We start from the raw sequence: 23067 nt of genomic DNA, 5'->3' as shown, positions 1-23067 counted from the left end.
GCCAGGATGCGACGAATCCCGGGCTGGGCGTAGCGCCGGCCTTCGATCGATGATGCTGGGATTGGGGGTCTTGCGCGGATCGGACGATCCAGAAGGGAAGATGGCGGAGAGGGTGGGATTCGAACCCACGGACCCGCAAGCGAGTCACTTGATTTCGAGTCAAGCCCGTTCGACCACTCCGGCACCTCTCCAAGTGCTGGCGGTCCGCGCATGGCGCGGCAGCGAGTCGGCAATATTAATGGTGTCGTCCCGGCTTGTCTACCCCTGTTTTGCGGGTTGGTGTCTCCGTCCCGCGTCTCGGGGTGCGCCGGGACCGCTCAGGGCAGGATCTCGATCGGGGTGCCGTCGGCCACCAGCGACCAGATCTGCTCGATCGCGGCGTTGTCGACGGCGATGCAGCCTGCGGTCCAGTCGCCGTTGCGGCGGGTGTCGGGACCGGTGCCGTGGACCATGATGGCGCCGCCGGGGTCATCACCGTGGAGACGCGCGCGCAACCGGTCGCCGGGACCGGGGTAGGAGATGTGCAGGGCGCGGTGGAAACGGCTGGCGGGGTTGCGCCAGTCGATGCGATAGCGTCCCTCGGGGGTGCGGCCATCGCCCTCGCGGCGTTTGTGGCCGAGCGGCTGGAAGCCGAGCGCGATGGCGTAGCTTTGCAACACCGCGCCGTCACGCAGCAGATAGAGTCGGCGCTCGGCCTTGCGCACGAGGACGCGATCGGCCATGCCGGGGCGCGGGGGGCGGAAGTCGTCGGGCGCGCTGGTCGGGCGCAGTGGCTGGGGGAGGGCGAGCAGCGACATCGCGCGAGCCGATGGCAGGAGCGTCAGCCCGAGCAGCGTGCCGAGCAGCGCCCGGCGCCCGGGGGTGGGCGATGGGCGTTGCTCGGCGGTGTGGATGACGCGGGACATGCGCGCATCCTCGCGATCGGATCAGCTCTTGCGATAGATGCGCAGGGTGTCGCCGATGTCGAGACGCGAGTCGGAGAGGGCGTTCCAGCGCTGGAGGTCGTCGACGGTGACGCCGTAGCGGCGGGCGATCACGCTCATCGAGTCGCCGCTGCGCACCCGATAGGTGACCAGCGCGTTGCTGCCGGGGATGCGCAGCTTCTGCCCCGGGCGCAGGGTGTCGTCGAGATCGAGATGATTGCTCTCGGCGAGTGCGCGTACCCCGAGGTCGTGACGGCGGGCGATGGCGCTGAGGGTCTCGCCGCGCTTGACCACGTGGACCAGTGCCTTGGGCGTCGTGCGCACGGGCTTGGCAACGGCGACCGCCGGGCGTGCCTGCGGGGTGGTGCGCTCGCGGATATGGACGCGGCTCGAGGCGCTGTAGGCCGCGGGCGTGACCACCTCGGCCTGGGCCAGCGCCTTGCGCAGCAGCGCACCGCTGCCGGCCGGCACCAGCAGGTTGGCCTGGGCGCCGGGGGCGGTACGCGCGCGCTTGAGACCGGGGTTGAGTCGCTTGAGGGTGGCCAGTTCGACGCCGCTGGCGCTGGCGAGCTTGGCCAGCTCAACCGCGCCCGGGGTGCGGATCAACTCGAGCTGGGGGCGATCGGGGAGCGGCGGCAGGGCCAGGCCGTATTGCCCGGGGGTTGCCACCAGACGCGCGGTGGCGAGGATCTGCGGCACATAGTCGCGGGTCTCGGTGGGCAGTTGCAGCGACCAGAAGTCGGTCGGCTTGCCCTGGCGGCGATTGCGCTCAACGGCGTTGGCCACGCAGCCGGGGCCACAGTTGTAGGCGGCCATGGTGAGCGCCCAGTCGCCGTCGAACTGGGCGTTGAGCTGTTCGAGATAGTCGAGCGCGGCGCGGGTCGAGGCGAGCACGTCGCGCCGCTCGTCGTACCACTGGTCCTGGCGCAGTCCCATCGCACGTCCGGTATAGGGCATGAACTGCCAGATCCCGGCGGCGGCCTTGGACGAGGTGGCACCGGGGTTGTAGCGGCTCTCGACCTGGGGCAGCAGCGCCAGCTCCATCGGCAGGCCGCGCCGTGCGATCTCGTCGACGATCAGGCGCAGATAGGGGCGGGCGCGGTCATTGAGTCGGGTGAGATAGCGCGGATCGCGCTTGAAGCGTGCGATGACCGCCTCGACCCGCGGGTTGTGCTGGTCTTGCAGCCGCATGCCGGCGCGCACCCGCGTCCACAGGTTGCCACCGCCGCCGGTGGTCGCGAGACCCTTGCCGCTGTCGGTGGCCTCGAGGCTGCTGATATCGACCGCGGGTCGGACGAAGCCGTATTCGCGGGCCGAGACGATCTGGGGGCGTGCGTCCGAGTCCTGTTCGGCGCGGGTGAGTGGTGAGTCCTTGACGCAGCCCGAGAGGACGGGCGCGAGCAACAGGGGCAGCGCGCACAGCGTGCGTGCCAGACGTGAAACATCAGGCATTGAATCCCCGGGAGGCGTTAAGTGTTTGTAAAGCAGGATTTTTTGAATTTTCGCGCGTCATCATAAGCCAAACCCGGGGGGGATTTCCAGACCCGAGGTCGGGAATTGGGTGCGCCTGAGGAGACGACAGCGCGGGGCCGCTGCGGTTACCATGGCCGCCTCGAAGAGGCTGCCGCATGACTGCTTGCAAGGGGCCAGACTCCCCGCTCGCCCAACTCCAGCGCTGGTATCGCTCGCCGCTCGGCACCGAGCTGGCGCGGCTCGAGTGCGCCTGCGTACAGCAGTTGCTGCATGACACCTTCGGCTATTATCTGGTGCAGGTCGGCGTCACCGAGAGCTTCCGCGACGCACTCGCCACCAGCCGGATCCGGCATCGCATCGCCATGCCCTGCGATCCGCCGCCGCTGGCCCGGGCCCCGGCGATCGTCGGACTGGCCTCGCAGTTGCCGTTGGCCTCCGACAGCATCGACGCGCTCTTCCTGCCCCATACCCTCGATTTCTCGCCCGACCCGCAGGCGGTGCTGCGCGAGGCCGAGCGCACCCTGATCCCCGAGGGGCGACTCATTGTCATCGGTTTCAACGCCCTCAGCACCTGGGGTCTGCGCGCTCTGCTGCGTGGCGCGCGAGGGCCGGCACCCTGGTGCGGTCGCTTTCGTACCCATTATCAGATGGAGGCCTGGTTGTCCGATCTCGGTTTTGCGCTCGAACGGCGCGAGTTCCTGATGTTCCGCCCGCCGCTGAGTCGAGCGCTCGGCCCCGGCGGGCCGCGTATCGAGACCCTGGGGCGGCGTCTGCTGCCGGCGCTCGGCGGGGTCTATGTGCTGCGCGCGGTCAAGCGGGTGTCGACGCTCACCCCGCTGCGTCCGTCGTGGCGGGGTCGCCGACAATTGTTGCCGGGACGGGTTGAACCGACCGCACGGAGGAATCCACATGTCTGAGGCGGTGCACGCCTATACCGATGGCGCCTGCAAGGGCAATCCCGGCCCCGGCGGCTGGGGGGTGCTGCTGTGCTGGGGCGAGGCCGAGAAGAGCCTTTGCGGCGGCGAGCGCGAGACCACCAACAACCGCATGGAGTTGATGGCGGTGATCATGGCGCTGGAGTCGCTCAAGCGGTCGAGCGAGATCGAGATCACCACCGACTCGCAGTACGTCAAGCGCGGGGTGGGCGAGTGGATGCCGCGTTGGAAGCGCAACGGCTGGCGGACCGCCAGTCGCCAGCCGGTGAAGAACCGTGACCTGTGGGAGCGGCTCGATGCCGCGCTCGCCGACCATCAGGTGCGTTGGCACTGGGTCAAGGGGCATGCCGGCCACCCCGGCAACGAACGCGCCGATCAGCTCGCCAATCAGGGTATCCCGAGGTAGATGGCCATGCAGCAGACACGTCAGATCGTGCTCGATACCGAGACCACGGGTCTCGACCCGCAGGACGGGCATCGCATCATCGAGATCGGCTGTGTGGAGCTGGTCGACCGACGCCTGACCCGCAACAACTTCCATTGCTATATCCAGCCCGATCGCGAGATCGATGCCGGCGCGGTCGAGGTGCACGGCATCACCAACGACTTTCTCGCCGACAAGCCGCGCTTCGGCGAGCTGGCCGAGGCCTTTCTCGACTATGTGCGCGGCGCCGAGCTGATCATCCATAACGCCGCGTTCGATGTCGGGTTCCTCGACCACGAGCTGCGGCTGTGGCAGCCGGAGGCGCCGCGCATCGAAGCGCTGTGCTCGGTCACCGATACCCTGATGATGGCGCGCCGCCTCCATCCGGGACAGCGCAACAGCCTCGATGCGCTGTGCAAGCGCTACGACGTCGACAACTCGCAGCGCGACCTGCACGGCGCCCTGCTCGACGCCGAGATCCTCGCCGATGTTTATCTGGCGATGACCGGTGGGCAGGTGAAGCTCGGGCTCGGCGAGGTCGAGACGGCGGGCGAGGGCGCTCAGGGCGCGACCGGGGAGCACGGCCGGATCAGCGCCGAGCGCCCGCCATTGCGGGTGGTGCGGGCCGATGAGCGCGCGCTCGGGGCGCATGCGGCGCGGCTCGATGCGATCGACAAGGCGAGTGCCGAGGGCTGTCTGTGGTTGCGCGAGCCGGGTTGAGCGGCGGTGTTCCGTGTGCCGGGGCGTGAGTTGCGCTCACCCCCGCTCGCGTCTCAGTGGAGCGGTCCGCGCGCGCCTGAGGGTAGGCGGACTCGGTCGCTCCAGTGCGCTCAGCGCTGCTGGTTCTGGCGTCGGCCCTGACCGTTGCCGCCGACCAGCGCCTCGAGCGCGGGCAGGTCGAGCAGTTCGATGTGCTTGCGGTCGACGCGCATCAGGCCGTCGTCCTGGAAGCGGGTGAACAGCCGGCTGACGGTCTCCACCGCGAGCCCGAGATAGTTGCCGATCTCGTGGCGCGACATGCTGAGATAGAAGTCGGAGGGCGAGAGCCCGCGTTTGTGCAGGCGCTGCGAGAGGCTGAGCAGGAAGGCGGCGAGACGCTCCTCGGCGTTCTTCTTGCCGAGCAGCAGCAGCATGTCGGTGTCGTGACCGATCTCCTTGCTCAGCAGCCGGTACATCTGATGCTGCAGACTGGGGATGGAGCAGGTGAGCTCCTCGAGTCGCTGGAAGGGGATCTCGCAGATCGCCGAGGTCTCGAGCACCTTGGCCGAACAGGCGTGCTCATCCTTGTCGATGGCGTCGAGACCGATGATCTCGCCGGGCAGGTGAAAACCGAGTACCTGCTCGCCGCCCTCGGGGCTGGGGGCGAAGGTCTTCACCGAGCCGGTCTTGACCACGTAGAGCGAACGGAAACGATCTCCGTCGCGAAACAGGAAATCCCCCCGATGGAGCGGTCGGGTGCGCTTGACGATGTCGTCGAGGCGCTCGACGTCCTCCTGTGTCAGCCCCATGGGCAGACACAGGGATGAGAGCGTGCAATTCTTGCATGCGACCCGAATCGTCTCTAACGAAACCACTTTTCGCTGGCTCACGACAACACACCTTTCCGCCGACTCACCCGGAATGAGTGGTCGTATTGATCTGGATCAAATATCTTCTTTTTTAACCGGAACCATCCTGGATTACAAGCCGGTTAACGTGTCGACGTACTCGTCATGGCGACGATTACCCACAAAAAAACCGCGCCAGGACTGGCGCGGCTTCTTGTCGGCGCTGCGCTGAGCGCAGCTGCGGATTACTTGGAGCCGCTCTCCGCAGGGGCTGCCGGCGCGGCCGGTGCGCCGTAGGGCGCATAGGGGACGCCACCGTAGTAGGGCGCGCCGTAGCCGTAGGGTGCGCCGTAGCCGTAAGGTGCGCCATAGCCGTAGGGGCCGTAACCGCCGTAGTAGGGGTAGTCGTAGCCATAGCCGTAGCCACGGCCCCAGCCGCGCCCGCGGCCCCAGCCGCGCCCGCCGCCGCTCATGTTCATGTTGAAGTCGCCCCAGCCGTCTCCGAACATGTCGTTGAACCAGTCACCCCAGCCGGAGCCGTAGCCGGGGCCGTAGCCACCCCAGCCGGGGCCGCCCCACCATGCCTGGGCGGTGTTCATCGAGAAGGCAGCGGTACCGGTGATGGCAGCGATACCGATCACTTTCGCAAGCTTATGCATATTGCCACTCCTGACTATTGAAATGCTTCAGCCGTTGTGGTCCGCCCGCCGGGGCGGAGGGGCGCGTCGGTCTGCGAGACGAGGCGCAAGCGGAATATACGCGGCACGCCTGGCTTTGTGAAGGCGACGGGGTGGCGAATCGTGTACGTCGGGTCGGACTCGGCAACCCATGATGCGCCGCGGATTGAGCCGAGCACGCGATTTTGGTAGTTTGTCCGGGCATTCGGGCGACCGCCCTCGACTCCCTCCTGCTTCCATATGACAAAGTATATTTTCATCACCGGCGGTGTTGTCTCATCGCTGGGAAAAGGCATTTCCTCGGCATCGCTCGGCGCACTCCTCGAGGCGCGTGGCCTGAAGGTCACGATGATCAAGCTCGACCCCTACATCAACGTCGATCCGGGCACCATGAGCCCGTTTCAGCACGGTGAGGTCTACGTGACCGATGATGGGGCCGAGACCGATCTCGATCTGGGCCACTATGAGCGTTTCCTGCGCACCCGCATGGGTCGCAACAACAACTTCACCACCGGCCAGATCTACGAGAGCGTGCTGCGCAAGGAGCGCCGCGGCGAGTATCTGGGCCGCACCGTGCAGGTCATCCCGCACATCACCGACGAGATCAAGCAGAGCATCCGGCTCGGCGCCGAGGGCGCCGACATCGCGATGGTCGAGATCGGCGGCACCGTCGGCGACATCGAGTCGCTGCCCTTCCTCGAGGCGATCCGTCAGATGCGCGTCGAGGAGGGTCGCGAGAACGCGATGTTCATGCATCTCACCCTGGTGCCCTATATCCGCACCGCCGGCGAGATCAAGACCAAGCCGACCCAACACTCGGTCAAGGAGCTGCGCTCGATCGGCATCCAGCCCGACATCCTGCTGTGTCGCGCCGAGCATCTGCTGCCGGAGGACGAGCGGCGCAAGATCGCGCTGTTCACCAATGTCGACGTGGCGGCGGTGATCTCGGCGATCGACGCCGACAACATCTACCGCATCCCGCGTCTGCTCCACGCCCAGGAACTCGACGCCCTGGTGGTGCGCCAGTTCCAGCTCGACGTGCCCGAGGCCGACCTCAGCGAGTGGGATCGGGTACTCGACGGCTTCGACAAGCCCGAGCACGCGGTGCGCATCGGCATGGTCGGCAAGTACATGGACCTGACCGAGGCCTACAAGTCGCTCTCCGAGTCGCTGGCCCACGCCGGAGTGCACACCTCGACCAAGGTCGAGGTGGTCTATGTCGACTCCGAGCAGGTCGAGCGCGAGGGCACCGCCTGTCTCGAGGGGCTCGACGCCATCCTCGTCCCGGGCGGCTTCGGCGAGCGCGGCGTCGAGGGCAAGATCGCCACGGTGCGCTATGCCCGCGAGAACCGCGTGCCCTATCTCGGCATCTGTCTCGGCATGCAGGTGGCGGTGATCGAGTACGCCCGCGATCTGGTCGGTCTCGAGGGCGCGCACAGCACCGAGTTCGATCCCAAGACCCCGCATCCGGTGATCGGCCTGATCACCGAGTGGCGCGACGACCAGGGGCGGGTCGAGACCCGCGACGCCGACGGCGACCTCGGCGGTACCATGCGTCTCGGCGGTCAGAACTGCCGGCTCGAGCCGGGCAGCCTGGCGCGCAGCGTCTACGGCGAGCCGCAGGTGCGCGAGCGTCATCGTCACCGCTACGAGTTCAACAACCGCTACCTCAACCAGATGAAGGACGCGGGGATGCGTTTCTCCGGCTGGTCGCTCGACAACCGGCTGGTCGAGATCGTCGAGATCCCCGACCACCCCTGGTTCATCGCCTGCCAGTTCCACCCCGAGTTCACCTCGACCCCGCGTGACGGCCACCCGCTGTTCCGTGGCTTCGTCGAGGCGGCGCTCAAGCAGCGCCAGCTCACCGGCGGGCAGGACGACTGATGCGCCTGGCGCACTTCGAGGTCGGACTCGACCGGCCACTGTTCCTCATCGCCGGCCCCTGCGTGATCGAGAGCGCGGGGCTGGCCGAGGAGACGGCCGGACGGCTCAAGGAGATCACCGACGCGCTCGGCATCCCCTTCGTCTACAAGTCCTCCTTCGACAAGGCCAACCGCTCCTCGCTCGGCAGCTTCCGCGGCCCGGGCATCGAGCGTGGTCTGCAGATCCTCGAGGCGGTGCGCCAGCGCATCGGCGTGGCGGTGCTCACCGACGTGCACGAGGACACCCCGCTCGACGAGGTCGCGGCGGTGGTCGACGTGCTCCAGACCCCCGCCTTCCTCTGCCGTCAGACCAACTTCATCCGCGCCGTGGCCGCGCAGGGCAAGCCGGTCAATCTCAAGAAGGGGCAGTTCCTCGCCCCCTGGGACATGAAGCACGTGGTCGACAAGGCCCGTGACACCGGCAACCAGCAGATCATGGTCTGCGAGCGCGGCGTCTCCTTCGGCTACAACAACCTGGTCTCGGACATGCGCGCGCTGGCGGTGATGCGCGAGACCGGGTGCCCGGTGGTGTTCGACGCCACTCACTCGGTGCAGCTGCCCGGCGGCCAGGGCACGAGTTCGGGCGGTCAGCGCGAGTTCGTGCCGGTGCTGGCGCGCGCGGCGGTCGCCGCCGGCGTCTCCGGGCTGTTCATGGAGACCCACCCGGACCCCGATCAGGCGCTCAGTGACGGTCCCAACGCCTGGCCGCTGGGACGGATGCAGGCGCTGCTCGAGACCCTGGTCGAGCTCGACCGCACGGTCAAGCGCAGTGGTCTGATCGAGCAGAGCGGGTCCGAGTCGTCGAGTTGAAGGGGCCCGCGTCAGACCTGGCGCGCGCCAGACATCCCAGAATTCATCATCGACCCTAATTTCTGAGGAGAATCGAAGCATGTCCGAGATCGTCGACGTCCGTGCCCGCGAGGTACTGGACTCCCGGGGTAACCCGACCGTCGAGGCCGATGTGATCACCGCCGATGGTGCCATCGGTCGCGCCATCGTGCCCTCGGGCGCCTCCACCGGCTCGCGCGAGGCGCTGGAGCTGCGCGACGGCGAGGCCGAGCGCTTCTGCGGCAAGGGTGTGCGCACCGCGGTGGCCAACATCCAGGGCGAGTTGCGCGAGGTGCTGATCGGCATGGACGTGCTCGACCAGCAGGCGCTCGATCGCCGCATGATCGAGCTCGACGGTACCGACAACAAGGGCCGGCTCGGCGCCAACGCCCTGCTCGGGGTGTCGCTGGCCAACGCCCATGCCGCCGCGCAGGAGAAGGCCGTGGCGCTGTTCCGCTCGATCTCGAGCGGTCCCTACCGCCTGCCGGTGCCGATGATGAACATCATCAACGGCGGCGAGCACGCCGACAACAGCGTCGACTTCCAGGAGTTCATGATCATGCCGGTGGGTGCCACGAGCATCCGCGAGGCGGTGCGCTACGGCGCCGAGGTCTTCCACGCGCTCAAGTCGGTGCTGCACGCCCGTGGCCTGGCCACCAGCGTCGGCGACGAGGGTGGTTTCGCCCCCGACCTGGAGTCCAACGAGGCGGCCATCGAGGTCATCCTCGAGGCGATCGAGAAGGCCGGCTACAAGGCCGGTGAGGACATCTTCCTGGCGCTCGACGTCGCCGCCTCCGAGTTCTACGAGGACGGCCAGTACCACCTCAAGGGCGAGGGCCGCACCCTCGACGCCGAGGGCATGGTCGACCTGCTCGAGTCCTGGGTCGATCGCTACCCGATCCTCAGCATCGAGGACGGCCTGGCCGAGGGTGACTGGGACGGCTGGAAGACGCTCACCGAGCGTCTCGGTGCGCGGGTGCAGATCGTCGGCGACGACCTCTTCGTCACCAACACCAAGATCCTGCGCGAGGGCATCGACAAGGGCATCGCCAACTCGATCCTGATCAAGGTCAACCAGATCGGCACCCTCACCGAGACCCTCGAGGCGATCGCCATGGCGCACGCCGCCGGTTATACCGCGGTGGTCTCGCACCGCTCCGGCGAGACCGAGGACACCACCATCGCCGACCTGGTGGTCGCCGCCGGCACCGGTCAGATCAAGACCGGCTCGTTGTCGCGCTCCGATCGCATCGCCAAGTACAACCAGCTGATGCGCATCGAGGACCAGCTCGGCGACGAGGCCGTCTACGCCGGTCGCGACGCCTTCAAGTGGCTGTGAGCGACGATCCTGGTCGTCGCTGAGCCTGCTCCGGGCCACCGTTCTCGAGCACCTCATCCATGCGCCTGCTGATCGCGTTGCTGGTGTTCGTGCTGTTGGCGCTCCACTACCGGCTGTGGGTCGGTGAGGGGAGTCAGGCCGAACTCGCCGCGCTGCGCCAGGAGATCGCCGCGCAGCGCGGCGAGCTCGAGCGTCTCGGTGCGCGCAACGCCAAGCTGCGCGCCGAGGTGGTCGATCTCGGCAGCGGGCTCGAGGCGCTCGAGGAGCGTGCCCGCGCCGAGCTCGGCATGATCCGGCCCGGAGAGACCTTCCTGCAGGTGATCGAACCTCGCCGCTCCGAGGAGCCCCCGCATTGACCGCCACACCCGCCTTCTGGGCGGTGATCCCCGCCGCCGGCGTCGGCCGACGGATGGGGAGCGCCATCCCCAAGCAATACCTCGAACTCGCCGGCCGACCGGTGATCGAGCACACCCTCGAGTGCTTCATCGACCACCCCGCCATCGTCGGGGTGGTGGTCGCCGTCGACCCCGCCGACCCCTATTGGCCGGAGACCCGCTACGCCACCCATCCCCGGGTGATCCGCGCGCCGGGCGGCGCCGAACGCTGCAACTCGGTACTCAACGGGCTCGAGGCGCTGAGCGCGCACGCCGCCGCCGACGACTGGGCGTTGGTGCACGATGCCGCGCGCCCCTGCCTGCGTCGCTCGGATCTCGACGCCATGCTCGACGAGCTGGCCGATGATCCGGTCGGCGGCATCCTCGCGGTGCAGGTGCGCGACACCATGAAGCGTGCCGGGACCGAGGGACGGATCGAGACCACCGTCGAGCGCAGCGCCCTGTGGCACGCCTTCACCCCGCAGATGTTCCGCCTCGGGACGCTGCGTCAGGCGCTGCGCCAGGCGCTCGCCGAGGGCGCGCTGGTCACCGACGAGTCCTCGGCGATCGAGCGTCTGGGGCAGGCCCCGCGGCTGCTCGAGGGGCAGTCGGACAACCTCAAGATCACCCGTCCCGAGGATCTGGCGCTCGCCCGCTTCCATCTGCAGCAGCAGGGTCGCCTCGACTGAGGCCCGCCGCTGCACCGGGGCGAGGGACGCGTCCCGGTTTCCTTCAATCTGCCTTCGGAGAATGCGCTCCATGTTGATTGGTCAGGGTTTCGATGCCCATCGTTTCGCCCCCGGATGCCGACTGGTGCTCGGCGGTGTGGAGATCCCCCACGAGCTGGGACTGACCGCCCACTCCGACGGCGACGTGCTGATCCACGCGCTGTGCGACGCCCTGCTCGGCGCCGCCGGGCTCGGCGACATCGGCCGTCACTTCCCCGACAACGATCAGGCCTATGCCGGGATCGACAGCCGCATCCTGCTGCGTCGGGTGATCGCCAGCCTGCACGAGCGCGGCCTGCGGGTGCACAACGCCGACATGACGCTGATCGCCCAGCAGCCCAAGCTCGCCCCCTATATCGACACCATGCGCGAGGTGCTCGCCGGGGACCTGCAGTGCGATCCGGCGCGGGTCAACGTCAAGGCCACCACCATGGAGCAGATGGGCTTCACCGGTCGCGGCGAGGGCATCGCCGCCTCGGCCTCGGTGCTGTTGGTCGAATGAACCAGCCGCCGCTGCCCGGGCACATCCCCTTCGCGCGGTTGCCGCGCGCCCATGGCGCGCCGCTCGGGCGCGGCCGGCTGCGGGTCGAGCCGGAGGACTTCCAGGTCGAGGAGCGGCTCGCCTTCGACCCCGACGACGACGGCGAGCACCTGCTGCTGTGGGTGCGCAAGCGCGAGGCCAATACCGAGTGGGCGGCGCGGCGGCTGGCCGCTTGCGCCGGGGTGGCGGTCTCGGCGGTCGGCTATGCCGGGCTCAAGGACCGTCACGCGGTCACCTGGCAGTGGTTCTCGCTGCCGCGCCCGCGTGCCGGCGAGCCCGACTGGTCGGTGCTCGCCGCCGACGGCATCGAGGTGCTTGAGGTCCACGCCCATCGGCGCAAGCTGCGTCGCGGCGCGCTGATCGGCAATCGCTTCCGTCTCCTGGTGCGCGACCTCGCCCCCGCCCCCGAGGCCCTGGCCGAGCGGATCGCGGTGATCGGTGCGCGCGGCGTGCCCAACTATTTCGGCGAGCAGCGCTTCGGGCGCGATGGCGGCAACCTCGTTCAGGCCCATGCGCTGTTCAGCGGGGCGCCGGTGCCCCGGGTCTCGCGTCATGTCCGCGGTCTGTGGCTGTCGGCGGCGCGCTCGCAGCTGTTCAACGAGGTGCTCGCCGGACGGGTGGCCGACGCCTGCTGGGATCGGCCGCTCGCCGGGGATCGCATGCAGCTCGACGGCTGTAACTCGCACTTCGCCGTCGAGGCCGTCGATGAAACGCTGCTGGCGCGCTGTGCCCGACTCGACGTACACCCCACCGGCCCGCTGTGGGGCGAGGGCGCGCCGCCGAGCCGGGACGCGGTGCTGGCACGTGAGCAGGCGGTGGCCGCGGCCTTCCCCGGCTGGCCCGAGGGGCTGGCCGCGGCGGGGCTGGCGCAGGAGCGGCGCGCGCTGCGTCTGCCGGTGTTCGATCTCGTCGCCGAACAGGTCGACGGCGGCGTGCGCCTTGCCTTCGAGTTGCCCGCCGGGGCCTATGCCACCGCGGTGCTGCGCGAGCTGCTCGACGACTGGAACGACGCCGCTTAGCGCGGCCCGAAGCGTGCGGCGAAGGCCTCCGGGGTGAGCGGCGGCGCGCACAGATAGCCTTGATAGGCCTCGCATCCCCGCTCGCGCAGGAACTCCAGCTGCGCCTCGGTCTCGACGCCCTCGGCGACCACGCGCAGTTTCAGGTTGCGCGCCATCGCGATGATGGTGGCGGCGATCTCCATGTCGTCGCGCTGTGCCGGGATGTCGCGCACGAAGCTGCGGTCGATCTTGAGTTCGTCGATGGCGAAGCGACGCAGATAGGCCAGCGACGAGTAGCCGGTGCCGAAGTCGTCGATCGACAGACGGATGCCGAGCGCGCGCAGTGCCTGGAGGCACTGCTCGGTCTCGTCGCCTCCCATCAGCATGCTCTCGGTGAGTTCGAGCTTGAGCCGGTGCGCCGGCCAGCCGGTCGCGCTGAGCGCCTGCTCGATGCGACCGACACAGTCGGGCTGCAGCAGCTGGCGCGCCGAGAGGTTGACCGCGATGGTCTCGAGCACCAGCCCGGCGTCGAGCCAGCGCATCCCCTGACGGCAGGCGGTGTGCAGCACCCAGTCGCCGAGTTGCAGGATCAGTCCGGTCTCCTCGGCCAGGGGGATGAAGCGCGTCGGCGCGATCAGCCCCTGGTCGGGCGTGTTCCACCGCACCAGTGCCTCGCAGCCGACCAGCGCGCCGCTGACACAGTCGAGCTGCGGCTGGAAGTGCAGCAGGAACTCCTCGTTTCCCAGTGCATGGTGCAGTCGCGCCTCCAACTCGAGTCGCTCGGCGGCCTGGGCGCTCAACTCCGGGGTATGGAAGCCATAGCTGCCGCGTCCCTGCGCCTTGACCTGATAGAGCGCGACCTCGGCGTGCTGGATCAGCTCGCTGGCTGAGCAGCCGTCCTGTGGATAGACCCCGATGCCGATGCTGGCGCCGACATGGACCTCGTGGTTGCCGGGCAGGGTGAGCGGCCGTCGCAACAGCTCGAGCAGGTCGCGGGCGACGCTCGCCGCCTGGCGCGGCTGGTGCAGCCGTTCGAGCACCAGCAGGAACTCGTCGCCGCCGAGCCGCCCGAGGGTGTCGCCCTCGCGCAGCCGGGTCGCGAAGCGTTGCGCCAGGCGTTCGAGCAGGTTGTCGCCGGCGGGATGGCCGAGGCTGTTGTTGATGTGCTTGAAGCGGTCGAGATCGATCAGCAGCACGGCGATGTGGTGACGATGACGCTGCGCGCGCTCGAGGGCGTGGCTGAGTCGTGATTGCAGCAGCAGCCGGTTGGGGAGCCCGGTGAGCGGGTCGAAGTGCGCCAGGCGTTCGCGTGCCGCCTCCGAGTGCCTGAGCTGGCTGAGATCGGTCATCACCCCGACATAGCGCTCGGGGTTGCCGGCGGTGTCGGTGACCAGGCTGATCGACAGCAGCACGGGGCGCACCTCGCCGCTCTTGGTGCGGTTCCAGATCTCGCCTTGCCAGTGTCCGTGTTCGAGCAGGCTGGCCCACAGTTGCTGGTAGAAGGCGCGTCCCTGACGCTCGGAGCGCAACAGGCTGGGATTGCGACCGATGACCTCCGCGGCGCTGTAGCCGGTGATCTGGGTATAGGCCGGGTTGATCGACAGGATTCGGGGGCTGAGATCGGTGATCACCACGCCCTCGTGGGCGCTCGCCAGGACCGCGGCCGATTGGCGTAGCGCGTTGGCGGTGCGCGCACGGGTGACCGCCAGCGCGGCGAGCTGGGCGAACTCGGCGATATGCACCTGGGTGGCGGCATCGGGCAGGCCGGGGGTGGAGCGATAGACGGCGAGTATGCCCAGCGCCTCGCCGGTGTCGTCGTGAAAGGGGAAGGACCAGCAGGCGCGCAGCCCCGCCGCCTGGGCCTGTTCGAGGCAGCTTCGCCAACTGGGGTGCGTGCTGATGTCGGCGACCAGCGTCGGATGGGCGTCGTGGAGTGCCGTGGCGAAAGGCGCCTGCTCCGGGGCGCAGTCGTCGAGTGCTGCGTTGAACTGGGGGGCGAGCCGCGGCGCGGCACAGGTACGCAGGCGCGTGTCGAGCGGAGCGCGAACCAGTACCGAGACCCGCAGCCGGTGGTCGACCTGCTCGAGCCGGGTGGCGATCTCGCCGAGCAGCTCGGGCAGGCCGCGCTCGTTGAGCAGGCCGTCGAGTACCGTCATGCGGGTCTCGCGGAAGTGTTCGGCGCGTTTGCTGTCGCTGATATCACGCCAGGCGCCGATCACCTCGGTGCGGGCTTCGTTGTCATGGCGTAGTACGCGCAGCTCATCCTCGATCCAGTGTACGTCTCCGGCATGATCGAAGAACCGGTACTGGTGCCGCAACTGCCCCAGGGTGACGAGTTGGTCCATCGCGCGACAGGCCTGCTCCCGGTCGTCGGGGTGGAGCTGGCCACGCCACCAGGCGGGGTGCAAGGCCTGGTGGCGGGTGAAGCCGAGCAGTGCGGTGACGTTGTCGCTGACCCAGGTCGGCTGTATCTGGTGCTGGTCGATGCCCAGGGTGTAGAGCACCACCGGACTGGCCTCGAGCATCAGCCCGAGATGGGTCGAGGTCTGGCGCAGTGCGGCACGCTCGCGGGCCAGTTCGGCCTGGTGGGCGATGCGTTCGAGCGTGGCGGTGAGCTGGTGGAGGTAGCCGGGCTGCTTGAGGACATAGGCGTCGACCCCGAGCTGGAGCGCGCGCGCGACCACGCGTTCGCCCCCTTGCCCGGAGACGATCACCACCGGCAGTGCGAAGTCGCGGTCGTCGCGCAGCTGCTTGAGCGCCTCCAGCGCATCCAGACCGGGGAGGCGGTAGTCGAGCAGCAGCACGTCGAAGATCGAGGTGTCCTCGGTGGTGCTCGGTAGCTGGTCGAGCGCCTCCTCGGCGCTGCCGACCAGGGTGAGGTGGATGTGGGGGGCGTGACGGGCGAGGTGGCGGGCGGTGAGGTCGGCGTCGTCGGCGTTGCGCTCGGCATAGAGGACGCGCAGCCTGAGTCCGTGACGCGCCTCGGCGTTGCGGAAGCGTCGCAAGGCGCGGGCGAGCCGACCGGGGAGTTCACGGGCCTCGATCTCATCCTTGATCAGGTAGTCGTCGGCGCCGGCCTGGAGCGCGCCGGCCGCACTGTCGGTATCACCCGCGCCGGTGAGCACGACCACGGCCAGGGGGAGGTGCTGCTCACGGATCCAGTCGAGTAGCTCCAGCCCCGAGCCATCCGGCAGCCCCAGATCGAGCAGCACCAGCTGGTAGCGCTCCGGGTGGCGCAGTCGCGCCCTGGCCTCGGCGAGCGTTGCCGCATGATCGACGCCGATCCGGGGTGCCGAATGGGCCAGCCGCTGGCGTGTCAGCTCGAGGTCGGTGACGTCGTCTTCGACGTAGAGGATGTCCATGGTCCTAGCTTGGGGGCCTGTTGATGCAGCACCAATAGCGATTGATCTGATGCAGACCTTCGAGAAAGCGCTCGTAGTTGATCGGCTTGACGACATAGGAATTGGCGCCGAGGTCATAGGCGGCCTGGATGTCGCGTGGCTCGTCCGACGAGGTCAGCACCACCACCGGGATCAGGCGCCCGGGCTCGCTGCGCCGCAGTCGTCTCAGGACCTCGAGCCCGTCGATCCCCGGCAGCTTGAGGTCGAGCAGGATCAGTTGCGGCGGGGGCTGGGTGCCGCGCTCCCAGTGCTCGACCCTGGCCAGGACCTCCTCGCCGTCGCGTGCGACGCTGATCCAGTCGGGGTCGATGTGGGGGGTGAGCGCGCGCAGTATGAAGTCGAGATCGACCGGGTCGTCCTCGACCAGCAGCATCGAGCAGTGCGGTCCGGCACTCATCGTGATAGCTCCAGATAGAAGGTTGCACCATGCCCGGGAGCGCTCTCGGCCCAGACCCGCGCCCCCATGCGTTGGGCGGCCTTGTGTACGATTCCCAGGCCGACTCCGGTGCCCGGATAGTCCTCGGCGCGGTGCAGGCGCTGGAAGACCTCGAACAGGCGGTCGTGGAAACGCATGTCGAAGCCGATACCGTTGTCCGAGATCGCCATCACCACCCGCCTGCCCTGATCCCGGGCGAGGATCCGGATGCGTGGTCGTGGGGTCGCGTCGCGGCTGAACTTGATGGCGTTGTCGACGAGGTTGCGGAGGATGATCTGCAGTCCGTCGGGGTCGGCCCTGACGGTGAGTTCGGAGACATCGACCTCGAGTTCGATGTCGCGCTCGACGATCAGCGCGTGTCGCTCGGCGAGCACCATCTCGATCACCCCGCCGAGTTCGACCCGGCGTCCGGTCAGCACCTGGCGCTCCATCCGCGAGTAGGTCAACAGGTCGTCGATCAGCGCGCGCATCTGCTCGACGCCACGGCGGATGTTGGCGATGAAGGTGGCGGCCTCGGGCGAGAGTTCGGCGCCATGCTGTTCAAGGAGTAGCTGGCTGTAGCCGTCGATGCCGCGCAGCGGCGCCTTGAGGTCGTGGGAGACGGAGTAGGTGAAGGTCTCGAGTTCGCGGTTGAGCGCGGCCAACTCCTCGGTGCGGGTCGCCACCCGTGACTCGAGCTCGGCGTTGAGCCGCCGGATCTCGTCCTGCTGGCGTTGGCGCTCGGTGATGTTGCGGGCGATGCCGAGGACGCCGGTGAGACGCCCGGCGCCATCGTAGACCGGGGTCTTGATGGTCTCGGCAAGCTCTTGGTGACCGTCGCTGGCGAAGGTGATCCACTCGTCGTTGCGTCTGGCGCGACCGGCGGCGAGTGCGGCCTGATCCTTCTCGCGGAAGAACCTTGCCAGTTCCGGGGCGACGAAATCGGCGTCGGTACGGCCGACGATCTCGTGCTCGGGGGCACCGAAGAAGGACTCGAAGCGCGGGTTGCAGATCAGATAGACGCCGTGCGGATCCTTCAGCCACACCAGGTCGGGGAGGTTGTCGAGCAGGGCGCGCAGTTGCGCCTCGCTGTTGGCACGTCGCTGACGGCTATTTAGCAGCAGGTGCAGTAGTCCCCCGGTCACGAGCGCGGTGATGATGCCGCCGAGTCGAATCAGCCAGCTCGGCCAGGACGAGGAGTGCCAACCCTCGGTGGGAATGGCGGCAAGCTCCCAGGTGACCCCTGGTAGAGCTACCGTCGCGGTCACCGGGGCGAGCCGAAAGACCTCGGGATCGCCGAATACCATCCGTGGTGGGGCGATGTGTTCGTGTCGAGCGCGCAGCCCGAGACGTAACTCGGTATTGGCTGCGGTCAAGCCGCTGACGCGGTAGAGTCGCTCGACATCGATCACCGCTGAAACCACTCCCCAGGTCCCCGGTCCTTGCGCGGTGGCGACGAACACCGGGGTGCGGGCGATCAGCCCGACGCCCCCCTGGATCAAGGGCAGTGGGCCGTCGACCACGGTCTGGCCGCTCTCGATCGCCTGTAGCGCAGCGAATCGCTGCTGCGGGTGGCTGCGGTAGTCGAGTCCGAGCGCCGCTTCGTTGCCGTTGAGCGGGTGGATCATCCTCACCACCAGGTCGGGGGCTGCGGCGACATTGCGCAGCAGCTGTTGGTGCTTGGTGAGGTCGGTGACGATCTCGGTGAAGGCGGTCTGGTCGAGATCGGGCTGGGAGGCGATCAGGGCGCTCAGTGCGCGGGTGAGTAGCAGGTCGCTCTGCAGCATGCCCTCGAGTCGGCCGCGCAGCGCCGAGACGCGATCGACGACGGAGTGACGGAGGAGCTCCTGCCGGTGGGCCGTGGCGAAGTGATCGAGCAGCCCCGTGGTCGCCAGAATCGGCGCCATCACCAACACGACCGCCAGCGGATGTTGCCAGCGGTGGGGTGCGCCGTGGGGGGCAGGGGGGGGCGGCGACTCCATGAGTCAGGTGTTGTTGATGTGTGCTGGGCCACCAATTGATTTGGCTCGGTGGTGCTGATGAGCCCTGGTTGGTGGTGAGACTCGAAGATCGTTGCTGAGCTTGGTACGCATGGCTTCCTCGGGACAGGAGTGCTATCGACTAGCATAATCCACACCTTGCACAGGGCGCCGGTGGACTGGCGCGCTGACGGGGTGATACCGTCGACACTATTTTCATCCATTGCAATCGCTCAACGGGGCTGCCAGCCTCTCATGCATATCGTCGATGGTGTCCTCTCCATGCCGGTCCTGCTCGGCTCCGGTGTCCTGGCGCTCGCCGGGGTCGGTCTCGGGCTGCGCGCGCTCGACGAGTCGAGCATCCCGCGCGCCGGGCTGCTCACCGCTGCCTTCTTCTCCGTCTCCCTGATTCATATCCCGTTGGGACCGACCAGTGCGCACCTGTTGCTGACCGGGCTGATGGGCGTGCTGCTCGGCTGGGCGGTGTTCCCCGCGATCTGTGTCGGCCTGCTGCTGCAGGCGCTGTTCTTCGGCTATGGCGGGGTGACGGTGCTCGGCGCCAATACCCTCAATCTGGCGCTGCCGGCGTTGCTCTTCGGTCTGGCCGGCCGCGCCGTGTTGGCGCGGCTGCGCCCCGCTGCCCTGTCCTGGTGGGTGATGCCGCTCGGTGCCTTGGTCGGGGCCGGCGCCTTCGCCGGCTCGGCGTTGCTGGTGGCCGGGTCGCTGGCGGCCAGCGGCGAGGGGTTCTGGGCGGCGGCCCGTCTGGCGCTGATCGCGCAGCTGCCGGTGGCGCTGATCGAGGCGGTGGTGACGGCCGCGGCACTGCGACTGCTGTGGACGGTTCGGCCCGAGCTGCTGGCGCGATCGGCGCGCGCCTGCTGAGGCGATGCCGGGGAGCCGTGCCGGTGCCGCGTCGCGCGGGCCCGATCCTCGGGTGCGGCTGCTCTGCTGTCTGGGCTGGGCGCTGGTGGTGGTGGGGCTGGAGGGCTGGGCGGCGCTGTCTGCTGCCTTGCTCGCCGGCGTGCTGCTGACACGGTGGGCGGGCATCGCGCCGCGCCGTCTGGTGCGCCTGGTGCTGGTCTTCGAGGGCTTGATGCTGCTCACCCTCGGGCTGTTGCCCTTCACCGTTCCGGGGCAGCCGCTGTGGCAGGGCGGTGGGTTGGTGCTCAGCGAGCAGGGACTGACCCTCGCCGGGGTGATCGCCGCGCGCGCCAGCGCGGTGGCGCTGGTGACGTTGGCGCTGCTCGCCGGGGTCGGCGCGGACGGGCTCGGCGCGGCGCTGCGCGCCCTGCGGGTGCCCGGTGCGCTGATCGAGTTGCTGTTGCTCAGCGCGCGCTATCTCGATGTGCTCGCGCGCGAGCAGGCGCGGTTGCGCGCGGCGATGCGCGCCCGTGCCTTTCGTCCACGCAGCGATCTTCATACTTTGACCAGCTATGGTTTCCTCGTCGGGATGCTGTTGGTGCGCGCGCTCGAGCGCGCCGAGCGGGTGGGAGCGGCGATGCGCTGTCGAGGTTATGCCGGGCGCATGCCGCTACCCGAACTGGCGCCGCTGCGTGGCGCTGATCTCGGGTTCGCGGTCGGGTTTGCGCTGCTGCTGGCGGTGTTGATGGTGCTGGAGCATGGTTGAAGGAGATGGCGTGAGCGCGCGCGCCGGCTCGCCGCCGGCACGCGCCGAGCTGGTGGGAACGGGCGCGCGCGCGGTGTTGCGTCTCTCCGGCGAGTGGCGGCTGGCCGGCGCCCCGCCAGCGGCCGAGGTGGTGGTGGCGCGTCTTGCGCGCGCGCAGGTGAGTGAGCTGGCCTTCGACACCACAGGTCTCGGGGGCTGGGACTCGAGCCTGCCGAGTCTGCTGCTGGCGGTGCGCGCGCACTGCCGGGCGCACGACATCGAACTGGCGCCTGCAGGACTACCCGAGGGGGTCGGCGCGCTGCTGACGCTGGCCGAGGCGGTGCCCCTGCAGTCCGCGCCTCCCATCGATGCGCGCCCGCGCGTGCGCCCGCTGGCCCGGCTCGGCAGGCGGGTGATCGACGCGTCGCGTGCGAGCGGGGCGCTCTTCGCCTTCGTCGGCGAGGTGGTGCTGGCGCTGGGGCGACTGGCGCGGGGGCGGGGGCGCTTCAGACGCGCCGAGTTCTGGCTGATCGTCCAGCAGGTCGGCGCCGAGGCGCTGCCGATCGTCAGCCTGGTGAGCTTCCTGGTCGGGCTGATCCTCGGGTATATCGGCGATCAGCAGCTGGCGCGCTTCGGCGCGCGCATCTATGTCGCCGACCTGGTGGGGCTGGCGGTGGTGATGCAGATCGGCGCCCTGGTCACCGCCATCGTGCTCGCCGGACGTACCGGCGCGGCCTTCGCCGCCCAGCTCGGCAGCATGCAGGCCAACGAGGAGATCGACGCGCTGCGCACCCTGGGGATCGACCCGGTCGAGTTCCTGGTGCTGCCCAGGCTGCTCGCGCTGATCGCGATGACCCCGCTGCTCGCGCTCTATGCCGATCTCATGGGCATCCTCGGCGGCGCCTTCGCCGCCGCCGTGGTCGGTGGCATCAACCCCACCGAGTACGCGGTGCAGACCGTCCAGGCGGTGGGCTGGAACCACTTCGTCCAGGGTCTGATCAGCGCCGGGGTCTATGGCGCGGTGGTCGCCGTCTCCGGCTGTCTGCGGGGGATGCAGAGCGGGCGCGACGCGGCGGCGGTGGGCGCGACCACCACCTCGGCGGTGGTCACCGCGATCCTTCACATCGTCATCGCCGCGGCGGTGCTGACGGTGCTGTTCGACGCGGTGGGGCTGTGAGCGCGCGGGCGCAGATCCGTCTCGAGGGGCTGAGCGTCGGCTATGGCGGGCGCGCGGTGCAGCGTGATCTCGATCTGGAGATCCGGCGCGGCGACATCTTCGTGATCATGGGCGGGAGCGGTTGCGGCAAGAGTACGCTGATGCGCGCCATGACCGGGCTGTTGGCGCCGCTGGCCGGGCGTATCCTGTTCGACGGCGAGTCGTTCTGGGAGGTCTCGCCGGCGGCGCGCGCGCGTCGCATCCGCCGTCACGGGGTGATGTATCAGGGCGGGGCGCTGTGGAGTTCGATGACGCTGGAGGAGAATGTGGCCTTGCCGTTGCAGCAGTACACCGACCTCGGACCGCGCCAGGTCCGTGAGCTGGTCGACTACAAGCTCGCGCTGGTCGGGCTGGGCGGGTGCGGGGCGCTCTATCCGGCCGAGATCAGCGGCGGCATGCGCAAGCGCGCCGGGGTGGCGCGGGCGATGGCGCTCGACCCCGAGGTGCTGTTCTTCGACGAGCCCTCGGCGGGGCTCGATCCACTGAGCGCACGCCTGCTCGACGAGCTGATCGTCGAACTCAAGCACAGTCTCGGCACCACCATGGTGGTGGTCACCCATGACCTGGCGAGCATCTTCGCCATCGCCGACGAGGCGGTCTTCCTCGATGTCGAGCGCGGCACCATGCTCACCACCGGTGACCCGCGCTGGTTGCGCGATCATGCCGCCGATGCGCGGGTGCGCGCCTTCCTGCGCCGGGGGGTGGTATGAGTCGTCGCGCCAGCCCCACCCTGATCGGCGCCTTCGTGCTCGGCGCGCTGGCGCTGTTGGTGTTGGCGCTGATCCTCTTCGGCGGCGGCGCGCTGTTCCGTGAGCGGGTCGGCCTGCTGACCTATTTCCCCGGCTCGGTGCAGGGGCTGTCGGTCGGCGCCGAGGTGCAGTTCCAGGGGGTGACGGTGGGGCAGGTGACCGCCATCGAGCTGGACTTCTCACCCAGCGACGGTGCGGTGCGCATCCCGGTGCGCTACGAGGTCTGGCCCGAGCGGGTGCGTATCAGTCAGGGTACCGAGCCGCGTGATGCGCGCGTGGTGCTGCGCGAGCTGGTGGCGCGGCGCGGGCTGCATGCCCGGCTCGAGTCGCTGAGCTTCGTCACCGGTCAGTACGTGGTCGCGTTGAACCTCGATCCGGCGCTGGTCGACGAGGTTCCCGCGGTGGCCGCCGCCGCGGGCGGGGACGATGTGGTGGTGCCGGCGCTGCCGGCAATCCGCGATCAACTCGGCGAGATGCTGGGGAACCTGCGTCTGGACGAGCTGGTCGATGAGGCGAGCGCTGCCTTGCGCGGTCTCGGCACCTTGCTCGGCTCGGACGAGGCCGGCGCACTGATGGGCAATCTCGACGCCACCCTGACCGGAATCCGCGCCCTGGCCGAGACCCTGGAGCGGCGGCTGCCGCCGCTCGTCGGACGGCTCGACCAGACCCTGGTCGCCTATGAGCGCCTGGCGCGGCGTATCGATGGCGAGGTGGTGCCGGTGGCCACCCGTATCGGTGAGACCAGCGCGGCCCTGACCCGGCTGGCCGAGACGCTCGAGGCCGAGGTCGGACCGCTCTCCGGTGCCGCGCGCAGCACCCTGGGGCAGGCCAGCCAGACGTTGCGTCATCTCGATGGACTGGTCGAGGATGGGCGTGGCACCCGCGTGCGACTCGACCGCGCGCTCGCCGAGCTGACGCGCTCGGCGCGTGCGCTGCGCGAGCTGGCCGACTATCTGGAGCGCCACCCCGAGGCGTTGCTGCGCGGCAAGTGA

23 protein-coding genes and 1 tRNA gene are annotated in these 23067 nt (G+C 68.9%); 16 read left to right on the top strand and 8 right to left on the bottom strand.

Features of this window, described 5'->3' with window-relative positions; all coding sequences use genetic code 11:
- Positions 1–101: 101 nt before the first annotated feature.
- The 3 genes from EBL85_RS04080 to EBL85_RS04070 form a co-directional block, all read right to left on the bottom strand.
- Positions 102–191, bottom strand: a tRNA-Ser gene (locus EBL85_RS04080).
- Positions 192–317: 126 nt separating this feature from the next.
- On the bottom strand, positions 318–905 hold the full coding sequence (locus EBL85_RS04075; RefSeq protein WP_123140069.1) for a murein L,D-transpeptidase family protein: 588 nt from the start codon (positions 903–905) through the stop codon (positions 318–320).
- Between the two features lie 21 nt (positions 906–926).
- Positions 927–2375 carry a LysM peptidoglycan-binding domain-containing protein gene (locus tag EBL85_RS04070; RefSeq protein WP_123140070.1) on the bottom strand — a complete coding sequence of 483 codons (1449 nt, stop codon included), beginning with the start codon at positions 2373–2375 and terminating at the stop codon, positions 927–929.
- Positions 2376–2551: 176 nt separating this feature from the next.
- On the opposite strand from EBL85_RS04070, the gene EBL85_RS04065 reads away from it, so the two are divergent.
- Genes EBL85_RS04065 through dnaQ form a run of 3 tightly spaced genes read left to right on the top strand, consistent with a single transcriptional unit; the run spans position 2552 to position 4475 of the window.
- Positions 2552–3313: a class I SAM-dependent methyltransferase gene (locus EBL85_RS04065; RefSeq protein ID WP_123142233.1), complete on the top strand. Its 762-nt coding sequence runs from the start codon at positions 2552–2554 to the stop codon at positions 3311–3313.
- On the top strand, positions 3306–3737 hold the full coding sequence (gene rnhA / locus EBL85_RS04060) for a ribonuclease HI (RefSeq protein ID WP_005222591.1): 432 nt from the start codon (positions 3306–3308) through the stop codon (positions 3735–3737). Before EBL85_RS04065 ends, rnhA begins: the two co-directional genes overlap by 8 nt.
- Before the next feature lie 6 nt (positions 3738–3743).
- A complete protein-coding gene (gene dnaQ / locus EBL85_RS04055; protein WP_123142246.1) occupies positions 3744–4475 on the top strand; it encodes a DNA polymerase III subunit epsilon in 732 nt (243 codons plus the stop codon).
- Positions 4476–4585: 110 nt separating this feature from the next.
- On the opposite strand, the gene fnr is transcribed toward dnaQ, so the two are convergent.
- Complete coding sequence (gene fnr, locus EBL85_RS04050) at positions 4586–5344, bottom strand: fumarate/nitrate reduction transcriptional regulator Fnr (protein WP_062275660.1); 759 nt, start codon at positions 5342–5344, stop codon at positions 4586–4588.
- Here fnr and EBL85_RS17180 point away from each other — a divergent pair.
- Complete coding sequence (locus EBL85_RS17180) at positions 5286–5534, top strand: hypothetical protein (protein WP_190288033.1); 249 nt, start codon at positions 5286–5288, stop codon at positions 5532–5534. The genes fnr and EBL85_RS17180 overlap by 59 nt on opposite strands.
- 13 nt (positions 5535–5547) lie before the next feature.
- Here EBL85_RS17180 and EBL85_RS04045 read toward each other — a convergent pair whose 3' ends face one another.
- Entirely contained in the window at positions 5548–5961 is a 414-nt protein-coding gene (locus EBL85_RS04045; protein WP_123140073.1) for a sulfur globule family protein, read from the bottom strand.
- 258 nt (positions 5962–6219) lie between these two features.
- On the opposite strand from EBL85_RS04045, the gene EBL85_RS04040 reads away from it, so the two are divergent.
- The 7 genes from EBL85_RS04040 to truD all read left to right on the top strand — a co-directional run bounded on the left by EBL85_RS04040 (position 6220) and on the right by truD (position 12730).
- Entirely contained in the window at positions 6220–7863 is a 1644-nt protein-coding gene (locus EBL85_RS04040) for a CTP synthase (RefSeq protein ID WP_190287899.1), read from the top strand.
- A complete protein-coding gene (gene kdsA / locus EBL85_RS04035) occupies positions 7863–8711 on the top strand; it encodes a 3-deoxy-8-phosphooctulonate synthase (RefSeq protein ID WP_123140074.1) in 849 nt (282 codons plus the stop codon). Before EBL85_RS04040 ends, kdsA begins: the two co-directional genes overlap by 1 nt.
- 79 nt (positions 8712–8790) lie before the next feature.
- Positions 8791–10068, top strand: coding sequence for a phosphopyruvate hydratase (eno, locus tag EBL85_RS04030; RefSeq protein WP_123142232.1), 1278 nt, complete (start codon positions 8791–8793; stop codon positions 10066–10068).
- A gap of 59 nt (positions 10069–10127) precedes the next feature.
- A complete protein-coding gene (ftsB, locus tag EBL85_RS04025) occupies positions 10128–10424 on the top strand; it encodes a cell division protein FtsB (protein WP_123140075.1) in 297 nt (98 codons plus the stop codon).
- Complete coding sequence (gene ispD, locus EBL85_RS04020) at positions 10421–11131, top strand: 2-C-methyl-D-erythritol 4-phosphate cytidylyltransferase (RefSeq protein WP_123142231.1); 711 nt, start codon at positions 10421–10423, stop codon at positions 11129–11131. Before ftsB ends, ispD begins: the two co-directional genes overlap by 4 nt.
- Positions 11132–11201: 70 nt before the next feature.
- Positions 11202–11672: a 2-C-methyl-D-erythritol 2,4-cyclodiphosphate synthase gene (ispF, locus tag EBL85_RS04015; RefSeq protein WP_062275677.1), complete on the top strand. Its 471-nt coding sequence runs from the start codon at positions 11202–11204 to the stop codon at positions 11670–11672.
- Complete coding sequence (truD, locus tag EBL85_RS04010) at positions 11669–12730, top strand: tRNA pseudouridine(13) synthase TruD (RefSeq protein WP_123142230.1); 1062 nt, start codon at positions 11669–11671, stop codon at positions 12728–12730. The genes ispF and truD overlap by 4 nt, the downstream gene beginning before the upstream one ends.
- Here the strand turns inward: truD and EBL85_RS04005 are convergent.
- From EBL85_RS04005 to EBL85_RS03995, 3 genes are read right to left on the bottom strand one after another with little or no spacing between them, the layout of a single operon-like run.
- Complete coding sequence (locus tag EBL85_RS04005) at positions 12727–16071, bottom strand: EAL domain-containing protein (RefSeq protein WP_123142229.1); 3345 nt, start codon at positions 16069–16071, stop codon at positions 12727–12729. The genes truD and EBL85_RS04005 overlap by 4 nt on opposite strands.
- A 4-nt stretch (positions 16072–16075) precedes the next feature.
- Positions 16076–16507 carry a response regulator gene (locus tag EBL85_RS04000; protein ID WP_123140079.1) on the bottom strand — a complete coding sequence of 144 codons (432 nt, stop codon included), beginning with the start codon at positions 16505–16507 and terminating at the stop codon, positions 16076–16078.
- Entirely contained in the window at positions 16504–18432 is a 1929-nt protein-coding gene (locus EBL85_RS03995; protein ID WP_223806058.1) for an ATP-binding protein, read from the bottom strand. Before EBL85_RS03995 ends, EBL85_RS04000 begins: the two co-directional genes overlap by 4 nt.
- 327 nt (positions 18433–18759) lie before the next feature.
- On the opposite strand from EBL85_RS03995, the gene cbiM reads away from it, so the two are divergent.
- From cbiM to EBL85_RS03970, 5 genes are read left to right on the top strand one after another with little or no spacing between them, the layout of a single operon-like run.
- Complete coding sequence (gene cbiM, locus EBL85_RS03990) at positions 18760–19386, top strand: cobalt transporter CbiM (RefSeq protein WP_123140080.1); 627 nt, start codon at positions 18760–18762, stop codon at positions 19384–19386.
- A gap of 4 nt (positions 19387–19390) precedes the next feature.
- Positions 19391–20131: a cobalt ECF transporter T component CbiQ gene (gene cbiQ / locus EBL85_RS03985; RefSeq protein ID WP_123142228.1), complete on the top strand. Its 741-nt coding sequence runs from the start codon at positions 19391–19393 to the stop codon at positions 20129–20131.
- 10 nt (positions 20132–20141) lie between these two features.
- Entirely contained in the window at positions 20142–21287 is a 1146-nt protein-coding gene (locus tag EBL85_RS03980; RefSeq protein ID WP_223806057.1) for an ABC transporter permease, read from the top strand.
- Positions 21284–22036, top strand: coding sequence for an ABC transporter ATP-binding protein (locus EBL85_RS03975; protein ID WP_123142226.1), 753 nt, complete (start codon positions 21284–21286; stop codon positions 22034–22036). The genes EBL85_RS03980 and EBL85_RS03975 overlap by 4 nt, the downstream gene beginning before the upstream one ends.
- Positions 22033–23067, top strand: a complete 1035-nt coding sequence (locus tag EBL85_RS03970) for an MlaD family protein (RefSeq protein ID WP_123140084.1) — start codon at positions 22033–22035, stop codon at positions 23065–23067. The genes EBL85_RS03975 and EBL85_RS03970 overlap by 4 nt, the downstream gene beginning before the upstream one ends.

Origin of the sequence: Marichromatium sp. AB32, assembly GCF_003718675.1 — a bacterium.
Taxonomy (GTDB): domain Bacteria; phylum Pseudomonadota; class Gammaproteobacteria; order Chromatiales; family Chromatiaceae; genus Marichromatium; species Marichromatium gracile.
The sequence above is the reverse complement of the archived record's forward strand: the minus strand, read 5'-3'. Positions and strand labels throughout refer to the sequence as shown.